16 protein-coding genes are annotated in these 14,591 nt (G+C 68.0%); 4 read left to right on the forward strand and 12 right to left on the reverse strand.

All coding sequences use genetic code 11. From position 1 onward, the window contains the following. Positions 1–59: 59 nt before the first annotated feature. Positions 60–422, forward strand: coding sequence for a winged helix-turn-helix transcriptional regulator (locus B0F77_RS28005; protein ID WP_086665987.1), 363 nt, complete (start codon positions 60–62; stop codon positions 420–422). Here B0F77_RS28005 and B0F77_RS28010 read toward each other — a convergent pair. Then, the gene (locus B0F77_RS28010; protein WP_086665988.1) at positions 419–3,931 is read right to left on the reverse strand and encodes an NACHT domain-containing protein; all 3,513 of its coding nucleotides are present in this window, start codon (positions 3,929–3,931) and stop codon (positions 419–421) included. The genes B0F77_RS28005 and B0F77_RS28010 overlap by 4 nt on opposite strands. Positions 3,932–4,048: 117 nt before the next feature. On the opposite strand from B0F77_RS28010, the gene B0F77_RS28015 reads away from it, so the two are divergent. Continuing rightward, entirely contained in the window at positions 4,049–4,984 is a 936-nt protein-coding gene (locus tag B0F77_RS28015; RefSeq protein WP_086665989.1) for an NmrA/HSCARG family protein, read from the forward strand. On the opposite strand, the gene B0F77_RS28020 is transcribed toward B0F77_RS28015, so the two are convergent. The 10 genes from B0F77_RS28020 to B0F77_RS28065 form a co-directional block, all read right to left on the reverse strand. After that, entirely contained in the window at positions 4,971–5,384 is a 414-nt protein-coding gene (locus B0F77_RS28020; protein WP_245848733.1) for a MarR family winged helix-turn-helix transcriptional regulator, read from the reverse strand. The genes B0F77_RS28015 and B0F77_RS28020 overlap by 14 nt on opposite strands. 155 nt (positions 5,385–5,539) lie before the next feature. Beyond that, positions 5,540–5,875: a VOC family protein gene (locus B0F77_RS28025; RefSeq protein ID WP_086665991.1), complete on the reverse strand. Its 336-nt coding sequence runs from the start codon at positions 5,873–5,875 to the stop codon at positions 5,540–5,542. 62 nt (positions 5,876–5,937) lie between these two features. Beyond that, positions 5,938–7,131, reverse strand: a complete 1,194-nt coding sequence (locus B0F77_RS28030; RefSeq protein WP_086665992.1) for an RNA polymerase sigma factor — start codon at positions 7,129–7,131, stop codon at positions 5,938–5,940. Next, on the reverse strand, positions 7,128–7,499 hold the full coding sequence (locus B0F77_RS28035; protein WP_086665993.1) for a YciI family protein: 372 nt from the start codon (positions 7,497–7,499) through the stop codon (positions 7,128–7,130). Before B0F77_RS28035 ends, B0F77_RS28030 begins: the two co-directional genes overlap by 4 nt. A gap of 72 nt (positions 7,500–7,571) precedes the next feature. After that, the gene (locus tag B0F77_RS28040) at positions 7,572–8,465 is read right to left on the reverse strand and encodes an LLM class flavin-dependent oxidoreductase (RefSeq protein ID WP_086665994.1); all 894 of its coding nucleotides are present in this window, start codon (positions 8,463–8,465) and stop codon (positions 7,572–7,574) included. Positions 8,466–8,838: 373 nt separating this feature from the next. Beyond that, positions 8,839–9,252: a hypothetical protein gene (locus tag B0F77_RS28045; RefSeq protein WP_086665995.1), complete on the reverse strand. Its 414-nt coding sequence runs from the start codon at positions 9,250–9,252 to the stop codon at positions 8,839–8,841. A gap of 26 nt (positions 9,253–9,278) precedes the next feature. Next, positions 9,279–9,908 (reverse strand): CoA transferase subunit B, encoded by a 630-nt coding sequence (locus tag B0F77_RS28050; RefSeq protein WP_086665996.1) that lies wholly within the window; start codon positions 9,906–9,908, stop codon positions 9,279–9,281. After that, complete coding sequence (locus B0F77_RS28055; RefSeq protein ID WP_086665997.1) at positions 9,892–10,653, reverse strand: CoA transferase subunit A; 762 nt, start codon at positions 10,651–10,653, stop codon at positions 9,892–9,894. The genes B0F77_RS28050 and B0F77_RS28055 overlap by 17 nt, the downstream gene beginning before the upstream one ends. Beyond that, positions 10,650–11,768, reverse strand: coding sequence for an acetyl-CoA C-acetyltransferase (locus B0F77_RS28060; RefSeq protein ID WP_086665998.1), 1,119 nt, complete (start codon positions 11,766–11,768; stop codon positions 10,650–10,652). The genes B0F77_RS28055 and B0F77_RS28060 overlap by 4 nt, the downstream gene beginning before the upstream one ends. A gap of 21 nt (positions 11,769–11,789) precedes the next feature. Then, the gene (locus B0F77_RS28065; RefSeq protein ID WP_086666077.1) at positions 11,790–12,077 is read right to left on the reverse strand and encodes a muconolactone Delta-isomerase; all 288 of its coding nucleotides are present in this window, start codon (positions 12,075–12,077) and stop codon (positions 11,790–11,792) included. A gap of 194 nt (positions 12,078–12,271) precedes the next feature. Between B0F77_RS28065 and B0F77_RS28070 the strand changes: the two genes are divergently transcribed. Further along, positions 12,272–13,075: an IclR family transcriptional regulator domain-containing protein gene (locus tag B0F77_RS28070; RefSeq protein WP_086665999.1), complete on the forward strand. Its 804-nt coding sequence runs from the start codon at positions 12,272–12,274 to the stop codon at positions 13,073–13,075. On the opposite strand, the gene B0F77_RS28075 is transcribed toward B0F77_RS28070, so the two are convergent. Continuing rightward, positions 13,062–13,568, reverse strand: a complete 507-nt coding sequence (locus tag B0F77_RS28075; protein WP_086666000.1) for a DinB family protein — start codon at positions 13,566–13,568, stop codon at positions 13,062–13,064. The two genes, B0F77_RS28070 and B0F77_RS28075, sit on opposite strands and share 14 nt — an antisense overlap. Before the next feature lie 106 nt (positions 13,569–13,674). Between B0F77_RS28075 and B0F77_RS28080 the strand changes: the two genes are divergently transcribed. After that, positions 13,675–14,541 (forward strand): RNA polymerase sigma-70 factor, encoded by an 867-nt coding sequence (locus tag B0F77_RS28080; protein ID WP_086666001.1) that lies wholly within the window; start codon positions 13,675–13,677, stop codon positions 14,539–14,541. The last annotated feature ends 50 nt before the right edge of the window (positions 14,542–14,591 follow it).

Consider the following 14,591-nt stretch of genomic DNA (forward strand, 5'->3'; position numbering starts at 1 on the left):
GTAGGAGAGTGTGGGTCGACCTGGAAGAACGCACTTTTTCGTGAGTGGGGAACCAAAAGGTGAGCAAGCAGCTCAGCGGGGATCTGGCCCGCGCGGATTCGCTGGCCCGCGAGATCTTCTCGGACATCGCCAACAAGTGGGCGCTGCTGATCATCGAGACGATCGGCGACTCGACCCTGCGGTTCAGCGAGCTGAAGGTCGAAGTGGACGGGATCAGCCACAAGATGCTGACCCAGAACCTGCGGCTGTTGGAGCGCAACGGGCTGGTGACGCGGGTTGTGCATCCGACTGTGCCGCCGCGGGTCGAGTACACGCTGACCGAGCCCGGGCAGGCGTTGCGGGCGACGGTGGACGCGATGTGCGCTTGGACCACGCGGTACTTGAGCGAGATCGAGGAGGCCCGGAGCCGCTTTGACGCTTAGTCGTCCTCCACGGCCTCCTCGACGTCGGCTGCGGCTTTGACCAGCTGGCGCAGGAAGGACACCGCTTTCAGTTCGTCGGCCGTGCCTTCGGCCGTGCGGCCTTCCAGATAGGTGGAGGCGAAGTAGGCGAGTTCTGGTTGATCAACCCGCGGTTGGAACCGCTCGACCAGCTTGACGATGATGTGAGGACTGACCAGATCGGCCGCACTGTCGACCACTGTGGTGAGCGTGGCGAGGACCTCGGCGATCGTCGGTTCGACGGTTCGCGCTTCGGAGAAGTACACGAAGGCCTCGACCGGGAGATACGTGTCGGAGATCGTTTCGGCGTGTGGAGCCACCGCCTCCTCCAACAGCTTCGCGAACCTCCGGAAGGCGTCGTCCACCCTGCTGTCGCCTGACTGCAAGGTGGCCCACACCAGCACCAACGCCGACATCGCGGCGTAGTCGTACGTAGCGAAGATGTGTGGCAGAAGATCGAGTGGGAAGGTGCCGCGGCTGATCAGATCGGGATGTGCGCACACCATGGAGAACAGCTCGAACGGTGGTACTGGACTGGTTTGGCATTCCTCTGGTGTGCGGGGGGCCAGAAGTTCGAAGCCGCACTCCACAATGCTGCGGGGTAGTCGCCACGCGTCCCTCGCCAGCGCGGCCGCCAGGGCCGCTTTGGCGTGCTGATTCATCGGAACGGCGTCACGCAGATCGCTCAGGAGACTGCCGAGAACCTCGATGTCATAAGGGATCGCGTATGGGGAGCGTCCGGATCCGGACGTGTTGGCGAGCCACAGGGCGACGTTCTCGAGAAGCAGTTGCTCTCTGGGATTCGATGTGACGTCCGAGCTGACGAAAGGCGCGCCGGCGCGCAGGAGTCCTTCTGTCAGAGGGTCGCCGAGCAGTCTCGCCTCCTGGATGGCCGCCGTCGAGCTGATGTACTGAGCGGTGACGCTCAGCCCGTCGGTCGTGAGCGTTATGGCTTCGACAAGCTCACTCCAGCCTTCCGGGTCCAATCCGGACTTCCACAGGTGTACGGTGGCACGCCAAGCCTTCAGCGGGTCGGCATCGTGCTGGGTCAGCGGACCTTCGAGCGGTGTCTCCAGGTCGGTTTGCAGGAGCACGCGCAGGGAGACGAGGTTCGCCGAGTAGTTGGCGATGCGCGAGACGACGGTGGCGCGTGTGGGTTTGTAGGCCGGGGTTGGGTCGTTCAACGCCCTGTCGTGGAAGGTTTGAATGAGGCTGTCAAGCGTGTCCAACACGCGTTCCTGCTCGTCCGGGTCAAGCGCTGCGAACAAGCCATGTGCGAACTCGATGATCGGCATCCGTTTCACGAACGCCTGGTGCGAAATGAGTGCGAACAGCCGCGAGTCGTCCGGTGTCGCGACTTCGTCGAACGGGTTGGCGGCCAGTACAGCTCGGGTGGCTGCCAGCTGGACGAGCAGCTTCATCGTGATCTCGGCGATCAGATACTCGCCGAAGGTGGCGTGCAGGAACTCGTAGGTGCGCCGGTCGGGTGCGGCGCCGTCGTTGAGGGTCGGCGAGTGGATGAAGAAGAAGTTCTCCACCGTGCGGTCGGCGTCGTCGATCGGTGTGTCGAAGCTGGTGTGCTGCCTGGTGGTCCGGTCCGGCGCGAAGATGGCGAGGTCCCGGTTGAGCTCGGTAGCGGTCACGTACTGGTGGCCGCGGTTGAACATCGCGAACGCGGCGATTCCCAGCCGCCACGAGTTCTTGGCTGTCAGGGCTTTGACGATGTCCGGGGCCAGCGGTTCTGGGCTCTTCTGACTCACCTGCCGCACCACGAACAGGTTGATCAGGCGGCGGTACAGCTCGGCGTTCGACAGGCTCGGATCGTCGAGCGGCGCCTGACTCGGATCAGCCGCGTAGATGGCGAGCATGAGGAGAAGGAGGGGTTGCCGCGCCAGCTCCAGGTGCTGGTCGAGGGCTTCCAGGCTGATCGGGCGGAAGCCGGGAGTGACCAGGTTCGTGGAGTTCCACGTGTCCAGCCATCGCTCGACGCGGTCGTCGTCGAACTCCTCGAGCTTCACGATCGGCACTTCGAGCGGGATGCGGGCCCGATCGGCGACGAGCATCCGCGACGTGACCAGCACAGCCACCGGCTGATCGAGAACGGCCTGCTGTCGCTGGAACTCCTGCACCTGCTGGAGGTAGTTCGACTGCTGCACCCCGCTCGCCTGGATCAACTCGTCGAACCCGTCCAGCAGCACCACTGGCTGGCTGTCCTCGCACGAGTCGGCGAGTTCCTCCCAGTCGACGCTCTTCCCGAGGATGGGCCGCAACGCCGTTTCGATCTGGTCTCGCAGGTCGTCCTCGGCGCGGACCTTGCGGAGCTGGACGCTCACCACGGTGTACCGATCGGCCGGCAGCCGGGCTGCCAGGACGTCCATCAGCAGCGACTTGCCCGCGCCGGGGTTGCCGAGCACCAGGAGTGGGCGTGAGGTGCTCTCCGGCCCGGACAGATGGGCCGCCAGGAACGTGTCCAGGTCGTCTCGGACGCCGGTGTTCTGCGCCCACCAGTCTCCCGACGACGCGACGGTGTCGTCGTCGTAGACCGCGAGCCGGTAACCGGGGGCGACGAACCCGTCCTCGACCGTCGGGAACGCCGCGTCGACCGAGGACGCATCGATGTTGGACCCGATGATCGGCCTCTTGAGCGTCGCCTCGGCGACGATTCTGAGCTTCCTGCGGTACTTCTGGCCCGGCACGGCCTGTCCGGAGGAGATCTGGGCCATCAGCCGGGCGAACAGTTCGAGCGACTCCGTGCGGACCGCCGTCAGGTACTGGGTGATCCTGGCGTCGCTCTGCTCGATCAGCGCTCGCGTCGCGGCATGTTCACCCAGAAGCGCCCAGATCTGGAATTCCGGGATGGCGGAGGAGATCCCGATGTAGTGGTGAAGGTAGATCTTGACGGTGTTGGACAACACCGCGGCGGAGAACCCGACGGTGTCGATACGAGCCGGGCAGTCTGCCAGCTTGCTGAGGAACTTGCGGATGTCCAAGCAGGCCTTGCCGATGAACTGGTTCAGCGGTCCTTCGAGGTTTTCGTAGAAACCACGGGTGGAGTTCGGTGCCGGCACGTCCATCGACGTGAGGAACGGGAGAGCCGTGACTTCCTTCCCGCCTTCCGGCGGTGCCGCGGACAGGATGCGGAACTTCTCGCGATCAGTGATCTTGATCTGGTCGAAGTCCTCGCCGAGCTCCTTGCGGAACGCGTCGAAGACCGCGGTGACGGCGATGATCGTGTGCGCTGCCGCGATCAGTTCGTGCCGGTGTGTGCCGGACAGACCGGTGAGCTTGTCGGTGATGCCGTCGAGGATCTTGCGGAGTGACGCCGTGGCCTCGTTCTTCGGGTCCACCAGGCTCAGGATGCCGGGCTCGATCGCCCCGCCCACCAGGATGCTCACGCCGAGGAACGTGTCGGCCTTGTCCAGCCACGGCCGGTCGTACCTGCCCAGGACCCGAAGCGCGCCTTCGTACGAGAACAGGGCTGGGCGCGACATCCGTTACCTCCGCTGGGCGACTGGAAGCCCTATCGCTGAGCGTGTGGCACGGGTTACACCCAAACGAATCGGTCACTGAACTTGATAGTCACTAGTTAGTGACTATATGGTGGAGGCATGACCGAGAAGAAGATCATTGCTGTGGTGGGGTCGACCGGCGAGCAGGGCGGCGCTGTCGCACGGGCACTGCTGGCTGACGGGGAGTTCGCGGTGCGTGCGCTCACCCGCGACACGGAGTCGGGCGCTGCCAAGAAGCTTGCCGAGTCGGGCGCTGAGGTCGTTGCCGCGGACCTGTACGACGTCGACAGTTTGCGGCGGGCGTTCGACGGTGCGTACGGGGCGTATCTGGTGACGCCGTTCTTCACGCATCTGTCTGCTGCCAAGGAGTTGGAGGAGGTCACGAACCTCGTCGAGGCGGCCAAGGGGGTGCGGCACGTCGTGTGGTCGACGCTGGAGGACACACGCGAGGTGATCTCGTTGGACGACGACCGGATGCCGACGCTCGACGAGAAGTACAAGGTGCCGCACTTCGACGTGAAGGGTGGCGAGGCGGACGCGTTGTTCGAGCAGGCAGGGTTGCCGACGACGTACGTCCGGATGTCGTTCTACTGGAACAACTTGCTGCGCGACCTGGCGCCGCGTCGCAACCAGGACGGGACGTTGTCGCTGTCGTTGCCGATGGGGGAGAGCAAGATCTCCGGCATCGCGGGTGAGGACATCGGCAAGGCCGTCGTGAGCGTGCTGAAGCGGCCGGAGACCATCGGCCGGACGATCGGGCTCGGGACCGAACACCTGACCGGGCAGCAGGTGGCGGCGGCGTTCAGCGAGGTGCTGGGGGAGGTCGTGAAGTACGAGCCCATGTCCCACAACGACTTCCGCGCGCTCGGGTTCCCGGCGGCGGCTGAGCTGGGAAACATGTTCCAGTACTACACCGAGTTCGACACGCACATCCTGCCGCGCCGGGACGTGGACCAGACGCGGGAGATCGTGCCGTCCTGGTTGACGCTCAAGGACTTCCTCGCGCTGCACCGCGCGGAGATCACGATTGGCTAGTGATCTCCGCGAACACGGCCTTGAACGCCGCGAACCGGTCGGCGCCGACCTGGTCGGCCAGCCGGGCCTCGATGTCGGTGATGATCCGCGCCGCCTGGGCCATCTGGTCGCGGCCCAGATCGGTGGGCACGACCAGCTTCGCCCGCCGGTCCGCGGGATCGGGCCGGCGGGTGACGTAGCCGAGGCGTTCGAGTTCGTCGATCAGGGTGCCGACGACCTGCTTGTGCTGGCCGGAGCGTTCGGACAGCTCGCTCGCGCGGGTGCCGTCGGGCGCGAGGTAGGCCATGATCGCGCCGTGGCGTGGGCGCAGGTGCTCGTGGCCGGCCTCGGCGAGGCGGGTGAAGAGCTCCTTGTGGAAGCTCGCGAGCAGGTGCGCGGAGAGCACGCCGATGTCCGACATGCCGAGCATGTTAGCCCGGCAGCTGCTCAGTCCGAAGAGGACTGAGCAGCGTGGCCTGGAAGTCCGAGTTCCGTTGCACCACCTGCACGGGTGAGCCGGCCGTGACGTAGGCGGTCCACCACCGCGTGGTCGTCCTGGCCGGCCCACCCGGAGACTCAGCCCCGCGGCTCGTAGAGGCTGAACGGCGTGCCCTGGTCGTCCGAGCAGTGCGCGATGCGGCCGACGTCCGGCACGGTTCGCACGTCCTCGCTCTTGCCGCCGAGCTCGGCGACCTTGCGCACGGACGCGTCGATGTCCGTGGTGTGGAAGTAGATGCGCGGCTGGGTGTGCTCGGCGTCCTTGGCCGCGATCGCGCCCGCCGCCCCGTTGGTGATCACGTGGTAGTCCTCGCCCATCGGGCTGGTTTCCCAGCCGAACACGCCGGCGTAGAACGCCCGCGCCCGCGCCGTGTCCTCGGCGGGCAGCTCGAACCAGTTGACCTGTCCGGACATTGTCATCGCTCCTCAGGTTGTGCTTGTGAGCGAAGGACGAGCGAACGGGCCGGAACTCGACATCAGCCGCCGAGAATTTTCAGGCGCCCGGCGAGGAAGCGCCGATCCGCCGGGCTGACCGCCAGCTCGTGAGCAAGCCGGTACGCGGCAACGGCTTCGTCGCGCCGGTCGAGGCGGCGCAGCAGGTCGGCACGGGCGGAGTGCAGCAGGTGGTACTCGGACAGCCCGGTGATGCCGTCGATCAACGCGAGCCCGGCGAGAGGTCCGTCGACCATCGCGACCGCCACCGCGTGGTTCAGCTCGATCACCGGAGTCGGTGCCACCGAAAGAAGTTCGGCGTAGAGAGCGACCACGCGGGGCCAGTCGACCGGATCTTGCACGTGCAGCGCGGCGATCACGGCGTGCAGCACGTACGGGCCGGGCGCGCCGAACCGCAGTGCGCGGTCGAGCAACGTCATGCCCTCGGCGATTTCGTCGAGGTTCCAGAGCGTGCGGTCCTGGTCGGTCAACAGCACCACGTCGCCGTCCGGCGACAGCCGGGCCGCGCTGCGTGAGTTGTGCAGCAACATCAACGCGACCAGGCCGTGCGCCTCCGGTTCGTCGGGCATCAGCGTCGCGATGAGCTTGCCGAGCCGCAGGGCTTCCAGCCGCAAGGAAGCGTCCGAGGCGGTGTAACCACGCGTGAAGATCAGGTAGACCACCGCGAGCACGCCCTGCAGCCGTTCGGGCAGCAGGTGGTCGGCGGGCACCTCGAAGGTGATGCCGGCGTCGCGGATCTTGCGCTTCGCCCGGACCAGCCGCTGGGCCAGCGCGGGTTCGGCGACGAGGAACGTCCGCGCGATCTGCGCGGCCGTGAAGCCCGCGACGGCCTGGAGCGTCAGCGCCACCCGTGCTTCCTCGTTCAGCGCCGGGTGGCAGCAGGTGAAGATCAGGCTCAGCCGTTCGTCGCCCAGCGAGACGAGTTGCTTCTCGGTCATCGAGACCGCCTCCGGTGGCGGTGCCGGCAGCTTCGTGCGCGCCATCTGGGCGTGCCGCAGGCGGTCCAGGGCGTGGTTGCGGGCGACGGTGAGCAGCCAGGCGAACGGATCGTCCGGCACCTGCGCACGCGGCCACTTCCGCAACGCCTGCGAGCACGCCTCCTGCAACGCGTCCTCGGCCAGTTCGAAGTCGCCGAGCGCCCGCACGAGTGCCGCGAGCATCCGGGTCCGGTGCTCGCGGTACACCTGCTCGACGGCGGCCGACGCGAGATCGCTCATGCCACCCCGTGGTTCAGGCCGGGGATGTGGTCGACCGGGCGCACCTCGATCGTGGCGCCGAAGTGCGCCTGCGGGATCATCTCGGCCAGTTCCAGCGCTTCGTCGAGGTCGCGGCAGTCGAGCAGGTAGTAGCCGCCGAGGTGTTCGTGGGTCTCGGCGAACGGCCCGTCGGTGAGCATCGCCTTGCCGTCGCGCACCCGCACGGTGGTCGCGGTGCTGACGGGTTTCAGCGGGTCACCGCCCACGAACGCGCCCCGGCGCCGGCACTCGTCGGCGAACGCGTTGACCCGCGTGAGGATCTCCTCGAACCGCGGATCACCGGGCTTGGGGCGGTCCTCGCAGTTGTAGATCAGGAACATGTAGTGCATGCGTACCCTCCAGTCGTCGTCCGGAGGACGATCGAACCCTCTGGATCTCGACATTCGAGCACGCGCCGTTTCTCACGGCGCGGCGAGCCGGCCGCGGATCGACGCGATCAGCTCGTAGCTGCGCCGACGGTCCGCGTGGTGGAAGACGGGCGTGGTGATCATCAGCTCCTCGGTGCCGGTCTCGTCGAGCACCGCCTGGAGCTTGCGGGCGATCGTCTCCGGCCCGCCGACCAGCACGCGGCCGTCGTCGGGCTGCGCGGCGACGTCGTGCGGGCTGGGCAACAGGATCCGGTCGCCTTCCTTGCGACTGCGCACCTTCGCCCGGATCGGCCCGGCCAGCCACTCGGCCCGGTCGTCGGTCTCCGCGCAGATCACCGCCACGCTGACCAGGTCGGCCCGGCAACTCTGGTCAGGGCTGAGGTGCCGGGCGAAGGCGAAGGGAACACCCAGTTCGGCGGCCAGCTCGGCGGTGCCGGGGGAGGAACCGAGCAGCCACAACTCCGGCACGTTGCCGCCCTGCACCGGTACGGCCGTGGTCATGCCCGGATCCAGCAACGCCCGCAGTTCTTCCAGCTGGTCGCGGTAGGGCCGGTCGGTGCGGCGAAGGGTCGAGACCACGTGCGGCGCTCCGCCCGGTGCCCGTCCGATGCCGAGGTCGATGCGGCCGGGATGCAGCGCGGCGAGCGTGCCGAACTGCTCGGCCACCACGAGCGGCGGGTGGTTCGGCAGCAGCACACCGCCGGAGCCGACGCGCAGACGTTCGGTCACGCTCGCCAGGTGCCCGGCGAGCACGGCGGGAGAGGAACTGGCGACCCCGCGCATGCCGTGGTGCTCCGGCACCCAGTACCGGTGAAACCCCAGCTCCTCCGCGAGTTCCGCGAGGTCGGTGGTGTTGAGCAGCGCCTGCCGCGGGGTAGAGCCCTGCACGATCGGAGACGTGTCCAGCACCGACAGGCGAATCCCCATGTCACCAGACTAAGCAGGCTGCCAGAAGTTGTGTCCGTAACCCGATCGAGCACACCCCCGCCTTGCGTTGATGGCGTCTGCAAGTACCACCAACTCAACATCAACAGGCACTTACCTACAACCAACAGGGCAATCACGCCAGGCACGCCGGTCCGGCGCACGGCGACCAGGTTGAGCGTCGTATCGCGGTCATGGTCGACTCGGCGGCAAGCAGATGTGCATCTTCATGTGGCGCGGGCGGGGATCGGACATACCGGGCGGTGCCCATCTGTCGGACATGCTGGACAATCCCGGCTCCAGCTCCGGGTCGAGCGCGATCAGCCAACGGAGGCCACGCGGTTTCGGACAGGACTTCTGGCCAGTTGCTCAGACGTCAGCAGCGCTGGTCGGTCTGTCCCCAGTAGACGTTGCCGTCGCCCCACACCTCGCCGTAAGCCCTGGTGCACTTGGTGATTGTGTTCGTGCCCTTGGACCAGACTTCCTGCTTGTTGCGGCCGATGGTGGTGCTGCCGAGGTCGCGGGTGCCGTTGATGACCATCTCGGCACTGGAGTTGTAGCTGCCCGGCTTGGCGGCGTACGAGTCCCACACGTAGATGTAGCCCCAGTTCTTGCCGCAGCCCGCGAACTGCTTCACCGAGGCGATGGGCGTGGACCCCTTCATCACGTACCCGGTGGAGCCGATCTGCACGGCTTCGGCACAGCCCGGCACCCGCTCGGCCTGGGCCGTGCCGACCGAGGCCAGGACCGACAGCGCCACCGCGGGCAGGATCAGCATGACTTTGCGCATGCCCCACGGTGGCGCTGGCCGGTTAGTCAGCGGTAAATCTCCGCTTGCGTCCGCTCCCGCACGGTCTCCTCGGACACACCCGGCGCCAGTTCCACCAGCCGCAGACCGTCCGGTGTCACGTCGAACACGCCGAGATCGGTGATCACGAGATCGACGCACGCCTTGCCGGTCAACGGAAGCGTGCACTCGTCCAGGAGCTTCGGGCTGCCGTCCTTGGCGGAGTGGGTCATCACGACGATCACCCGGCGCGCGCCGTGCACGAGGTCCATCGCGCCGCCGATGCCGGTGACGAGCTTGCCGGGCACCGCCCAGTTCGCGAGATCGCCCTGGGCCGACACCTGCATCGCGCCCAGCACCGCCACGTCGACGTGGCCGCCGCGGATCATGCCGAACGACAGTGCCGAGTCGAAGAACGACGCGCCGGGCAGCGTGGTCACGGTCTCCTTGCCCGCGTTGATCAGGTCGGGGTCGACGTCGGCCTCCGCGGGGTAGGGGCCGACGCCGAGGATGCCGTTCTCGGACTCCAGCACCACTTCCACGCCCGGCGGCAGGTGGTTCGGGATCAGCGTCGGCACGCCGATGCCGAGGTTGACGTACTCGCCGTCACGCAGTTCGCGGGCCGCGCGGGCGGCCATCTCGTCACGACTCCAGGGCATCGCGCACCGTCCTGAACTCCACGCTCTTGTCGGTCGCCTGCTCCGGCGACAGCTCCACCACCCGCTGCACGAAGATGCCCGGCAGGTGCACCTCGTCGGGATCGATGACGTCGACGAGCTCCTCGGCCTCGGCGATCGTGACGCGGCCCGCCATCGCGGCGAGCGGGTTGAAGTTGCGGGCCGACTTCTCGAACACCAGGTTGCCGAACCGGTCCGCGCGAGCGGCCCGGACCAGCGCGAAGTCGGTGCGGATGCTCTGTTCCAGCACGTACTCGCGGCCGTCGAACTCGCGCACCTCCTTGGCCGGAGAGGCGATCGCGACGGTGCCGTCCGGGTGGTACCGCCACGGCAGGCCGCCGTCCGCGACCAGCGTGCCGACGCCCGCGGGCGTGTAGAAGGCGGGGATGCCGGTGCCGCCCGCGCGCAGTCGTTCCGCGAGGGTGCCCTGCGGGATCAGCTCGACCTCGATCTCGCCCGCGAGGTACTGGCGGGCGAACTCCTTGTTCTGGCCGATGTACGAACCGGTGACGCGGGCGATGCGGCCGGCCGACAACAGCACCGAGAGGCCCTGGTCCATCGCGCCGCAGTTGTTCGACACGATGCCGAGCGAGCCGGCACCCTTGTCGTACAAGGCGTTGATGAGCACCTTGGGCACGCCGCACAACCCGAACCCGCCGACCGCGAGAGTGGCGCCATCGTCCACATCGGACACAGCTTCGGCAGCGGAGGCCACGATCTTGTTCATGAGACCCTCTCGAAGACCGCGGCGAGCCCCTGCCCGCCACCGATGCACATGGTTTCCAGCGCGTACCTGCCGTCCCGCCGTTCCAGCTCGCGCAGCATCGTGGCGAGAATCCGCGCCCCGGTCGCCCCGACGGGATGGCCCAGCGCGATGCCGGAACCGTTGACGTTGAGGCGGCCGTGGTCGGTCAGGCCCCACTCGCGCAGCACGGCGAGCACCTGCGCGGCGAACGCCTCGTTCAGCTCGATCAGGTCCATGTCGTCGAGCTTCAGGCCCGCGTTGTGCAGTGCCCGCGCGGACGAGGGCACGGGCCCGATGCCCATGCGTGCCGGTTCGACCCCGGCGGACGCCCACGAAACCAGGCGCGCCAGCGGACGCAGCCCCAGTTCGGCGGCCCGGTCGGGGTGGGTGACCACGCACAGCGCGGCACCGTCGTTCTGCCCGCTCGCGTTGCCGGCCGTGACCGTGGCGCCGTCGATGTCCATGATCGTCTTCAGCGACCCGAGCTTGTCCAGCGTCGAACCCGGCCGCGGGTGTTCGTCGGCCACGAAGTCGCCGACCGGAACCAGCTCGTCCGCGAACCGACCGCGGGCGGCGACGGCCCGCTCGTGGCTGCGCAGCGCCAGCTCGTCCTGCTCGGCACGCGAAATCCCGTACTCGCGGCGCAGGTTCTCGGCGGTTTCCAGCATGCCGCCGGGCACCGGGAAGTTGACGCCACCGGCGGAAACCCGGCCGCGCGCCAGGGCGTCGGCACCGGCGTTCGACATGCTCTCCACGCCGCCCGCCAGCACGAGGTCCTGCGCACCGGTCCGCACGGACATCGCCGCGTTGATCACGGCCTGCAGCCCGGAACCACAACGGCGGTCCAGCTGCACGCCCGGCACGCCGATCCCGAGACCCGCGTCCAGCGCCACGACCCGGCCGATCGCCGGCGCGTCCATCGTGGGGTAGCAGTGGCCCAGGATCAGGTCGTCCACCGCGGCCGGATCGAGGCCGGTCCGGTTCATCAGCTCCCGTACGACGATCGCGCCCAGTTCCTGGGCGGTGTGATCCTTCAGAGCACCGTTGTAGCGGCCTACCGGGGTGCGGACGGGCTCGCAGATGACGGCGTCACGCATGAACTCTCCTTGTCGCGGACGTCACGGCTGGGCCGCCAGGTCGGAGGGGTGTTGCGCCAGCGGCGTCACGTCGACCTCCATGAACTCCCACAGCGGCAGTGAGGACAGGAACGCGTGCAGTTCGTCGTTGGACGGCACGTCGAAGACGCCGATGTCGCTGTACTGCCCGACGACCCGCCACAGGTGCGGCCAGACCCCGAGCTTCTGCAGCTCCACCTCCCGGTCGTGCTCCGCGGCGAGGAGTTCGGCGCGGCGGTTCGGGTCGAGGTCGTGGGGGAGTGAAACGTCCATCCGCACGTGGAAGAGCACGGTCACCTCCTGGTGAAGGCCGCACGGGCTGTCCGGCGGCCGCGGGTTGTTGCGGTGACACGGAATACCCGCCGCTGAGGTGATTGAGTCCCACTCTCCCGCTCTTCCTGTACGCTGTGCGTACAATATGTACGCGCTGCGGTTACATCAGAGTGCACCGGGCCTTGTGGTGCTGTCAACGGGAGGATGGGCCGATGACGAGCGGTCCGGACGAGCGCGACTTCATCCAGAGCATCGAGCGCGGGTTCGCGGTGCTGCTCGCGTTCGACGAGGACCGGATCAGTCCGAACCTCGCGGAACTGGCCGCCGCCACCGGGTTGTCCCGTCCGGCCGTGCGCCGGATCCTGCTCACGTTGCAACGGCTCGGGTACGTGCGGGCGGCCGGCAGCAGGTGGTCGCTGACGCCACGGGTGCTGAGCATCGGGCAGCACTACTCGGCGTCGAACGCGATGATCGAGGTCGCGCACCCGCACCTGCTGGACCTGTCCGCGAAAACCGGTGAGTCCGCTTCGCTCGGAGCGCTGGACGGACGCGACGCGGTCTACGTCGCCCGCGTGCCGGTGCGGCGGATCATGACCATCAACGTGTCGATCGGCACCCGGATCCCGGCGTTCGCGACGTCGATGGGCCGGGTGCTGCTCGCGTGGGCGCCGGACGTGGTGGTCGAGGAGAACATCGCCGGCGAGCTGCCCGCGCTGACCCGGCACACGGTCACCGACCCCGAGGCGTTGCGCGATCTGCTGCGGCAGGTTCGCGCGGACGGGTGGTCGATCGTCGAGGAGGAACTGGAGATCGGGCTGCTCTCGGTGTCCGCTCCGGTGCGCGACAGGTCCGGCGACGTGGTGGCGGCGCTCGCGTCCTCGACCTCCGTCGGGCGGTCGTCCGTTGAGGAGATCCGGAGTGATGTCGTGCCGTTGCTGCTCGACATCGCGGCACGGATGAGCGCCGACCTCGGCTACCGGAGCCCGGCGCGGCCGGAGTCGGTCAGGCGCCCGTGACGCCGTCGATTCCCTCGCGCAGGAAGTCCGCGTGGCCGTTGTGGCGCGCGTACTCGTGGCAGAGATGGTGCATGACCAGCCGCAACGACACCTGCTCGCCCCACCTCGGCTGATAACCCGTCACGTCGAGCGACTCGGCCTCGCGCTCGATCTTGCGCGCGTGCTCGACCTCCTGCTGCCAGGCGTCGAACGCCTCGGCGCGGCTCGAATTCGAGGCGTCGTAGGCCACCTGGTAGTCGTTGTCGTCCGACCACACCAACGGGATGTCCTCGCCGTTGATCACCTTGCGGAACCAGGTGCGCTCGACCTCGGCCATGTGCCGCACCAGGCTTAGCAGCGTCAGCGTGGACGGGGGCATCGAGCGGCGGCGCAGGTCGTCGTCGGACAGGCCTTCGCACTTCATCGCGAGGGTGGCGCGGTGGAAGTCGAGGAACGTGCGCAGGGTCTCGCGCTCGTCGCCCTGCATCGGCGGGTGGGGGCGTTCTGTGGTCACGCGACCAGATCTTTCACCAGGATGATCTCGCGGACCTGGGAACGGCGGGTACGTGGTCACGGCTGCGACAGCGCTAACGTGGCGATGGGAAGAGGGGAGCGGTCCGATGACCCAGCAGCTCGACGAAGCGGAGTCGGCGTTCGCGGCGGCCCGGCCGAGACTGTTCGGCATCGCTTACCGCATGACCGGCAGCGTGGCCGACGCCGAGGACCTGGTGCAGGAGGTCTGGTTGCGCTGGCAGCTCGCGGACCGCGACGCCGTGCTCAACCCCGAGGCCTACCTGGCGACGGCCATCACCCGGCTCGCGATCAACGAGTCGCAGACCGCGCGGGCCCGCCGCGAGACCTACGTCGGACCGTGGCTGCCGGAGCCGGTGGACACGAGCGCCGATCCGCAGGTCGGGGCCGAACAGGGCGCGGTGCTGGAGCTCGCGGTGCTGATGCTGCTCGAGAAGCTGACGCCGACCGAACGGGCCGCGTACGTGCTGCGCGAGGCGTTCGACTACCCCTACCGGGAGATCGCCGAGATCGTGCAGACCAGCGAGGTCGCGACCCGGCAGCTGGTCAGCCGGGCGCGCAAACACCTCGCGGCCGAGCGGAAGGCTCCCGTCGATCGGGCTGACCAGCGCAGGTTGCTGGAGGCGTTCGTCGCCGCCGCGCAGGCGGGAGACCTGGCCGGGCTGGAGAAGCTGTTCGCGCAGGACGTCGTGAGCTACTCCGACAGCAACGGCGCCATCAGGGCGGCGGGTCGTCCGCTGTACGGGGCGCAGAGCCTGGCGAAGATCATCTCGGGCTGGGCGCCGTCGTTCTGGGCGGGCGCGGAGGTGTCGTTCGTCGAGGCGAACGGGCTCACCGCGGTCCGGTTGCGCAAGGACGACAGCACCTACGCGGTGATCACCGTGACGGCTTCCGCGGACGGTGTCGAACAGGTGTTGTGGCTGGTCAACCCCGAGAAACTCAAGGCCTTCCAGTAGGCCTGTCACAACCGCGGCGGCTGTCCTGTCTTAGCTCGTGAACACCCGCA

Source organism: Lentzea kentuckyensis (assembly GCF_002150765.1).
Taxonomy (GTDB): Bacteria; Actinomycetota; Actinomycetes; order Mycobacteriales; family Pseudonocardiaceae; genus Lentzea; species Lentzea kentuckyensis.

What these genes read in the sequence shown, in the direction of transcription:
- B0F77_RS28010 (WP_086665988.1), bottom strand. Translation starts at nt 3,931, where the DNA reads ATGTCGCGCCCAGCCCTGTTCTCGTACGAAGGCGCGCTTCGGGTCCTG.
- B0F77_RS28015 (WP_086665989.1), top strand. Translation starts at nt 4,049, where the DNA reads ATGACCGAGAAGAAGATCATTGCTGTGGTGGGGTCGACCGGCGAGCAG.
- B0F77_RS28020 (WP_245848733.1), bottom strand. Translation starts at nt 5,384, where the DNA reads ATGTCGGACATCGGCGTGCTCTCCGCGCACCTGCTCGCGAGCTTCCAC.
- B0F77_RS28025 (WP_086665991.1), bottom strand. Translation starts at nt 5,875, where the DNA reads ATGTCCGGACAGGTCAACTGGTTCGAGCTGCCCGCCGAGGACACGGCG.
- B0F77_RS28030 (WP_086665992.1), bottom strand. Translation starts at nt 7,131, where the DNA reads ATGAGCGATCTCGCGTCGGCCGCCGTCGAGCAGGTGTACCGCGAGCAC.
- B0F77_RS28035 (WP_086665993.1), bottom strand. Translation starts at nt 7,499, where the DNA reads ATGCACTACATGTTCCTGATCTACAACTGCGAGGACCGCCCCAAGCCC.
- B0F77_RS28040 (WP_086665994.1), bottom strand. Translation starts at nt 8,465, where the DNA reads ATGGGGATTCGCCTGTCGGTGCTGGACACGTCTCCGATCGTGCAGGGC.
- B0F77_RS28045 (WP_086665995.1), bottom strand. Translation starts at nt 9,252, where the DNA reads ATGCGCAAAGTCATGCTGATCCTGCCCGCGGTGGCGCTGTCGGTCCTG.
- B0F77_RS28050 (WP_086665996.1), bottom strand. Translation starts at nt 9,908, where the DNA reads ATGCCCTGGAGTCGTGACGAGATGGCCGCCCGCGCGGCCCGCGAACTG.
- B0F77_RS28055 (WP_086665997.1), bottom strand. Translation starts at nt 10,653, where the DNA reads ATGAACAAGATCGTGGCCTCCGCTGCCGAAGCTGTGTCCGATGTGGAC.
- B0F77_RS28060 (WP_086665998.1), bottom strand. Translation starts at nt 11,768, where the DNA reads ATGCGTGACGCCGTCATCTGCGAGCCCGTCCGCACCCCGGTAGGCCGC.
- B0F77_RS28070 (WP_086665999.1), top strand. Translation starts at nt 12,272, where the DNA reads ATGACGAGCGGTCCGGACGAGCGCGACTTCATCCAGAGCATCGAGCGC.
- B0F77_RS28080 (WP_086666001.1), top strand. Translation starts at nt 13,675, where the DNA reads ATGACCCAGCAGCTCGACGAAGCGGAGTCGGCGTTCGCGGCGGCCCGG.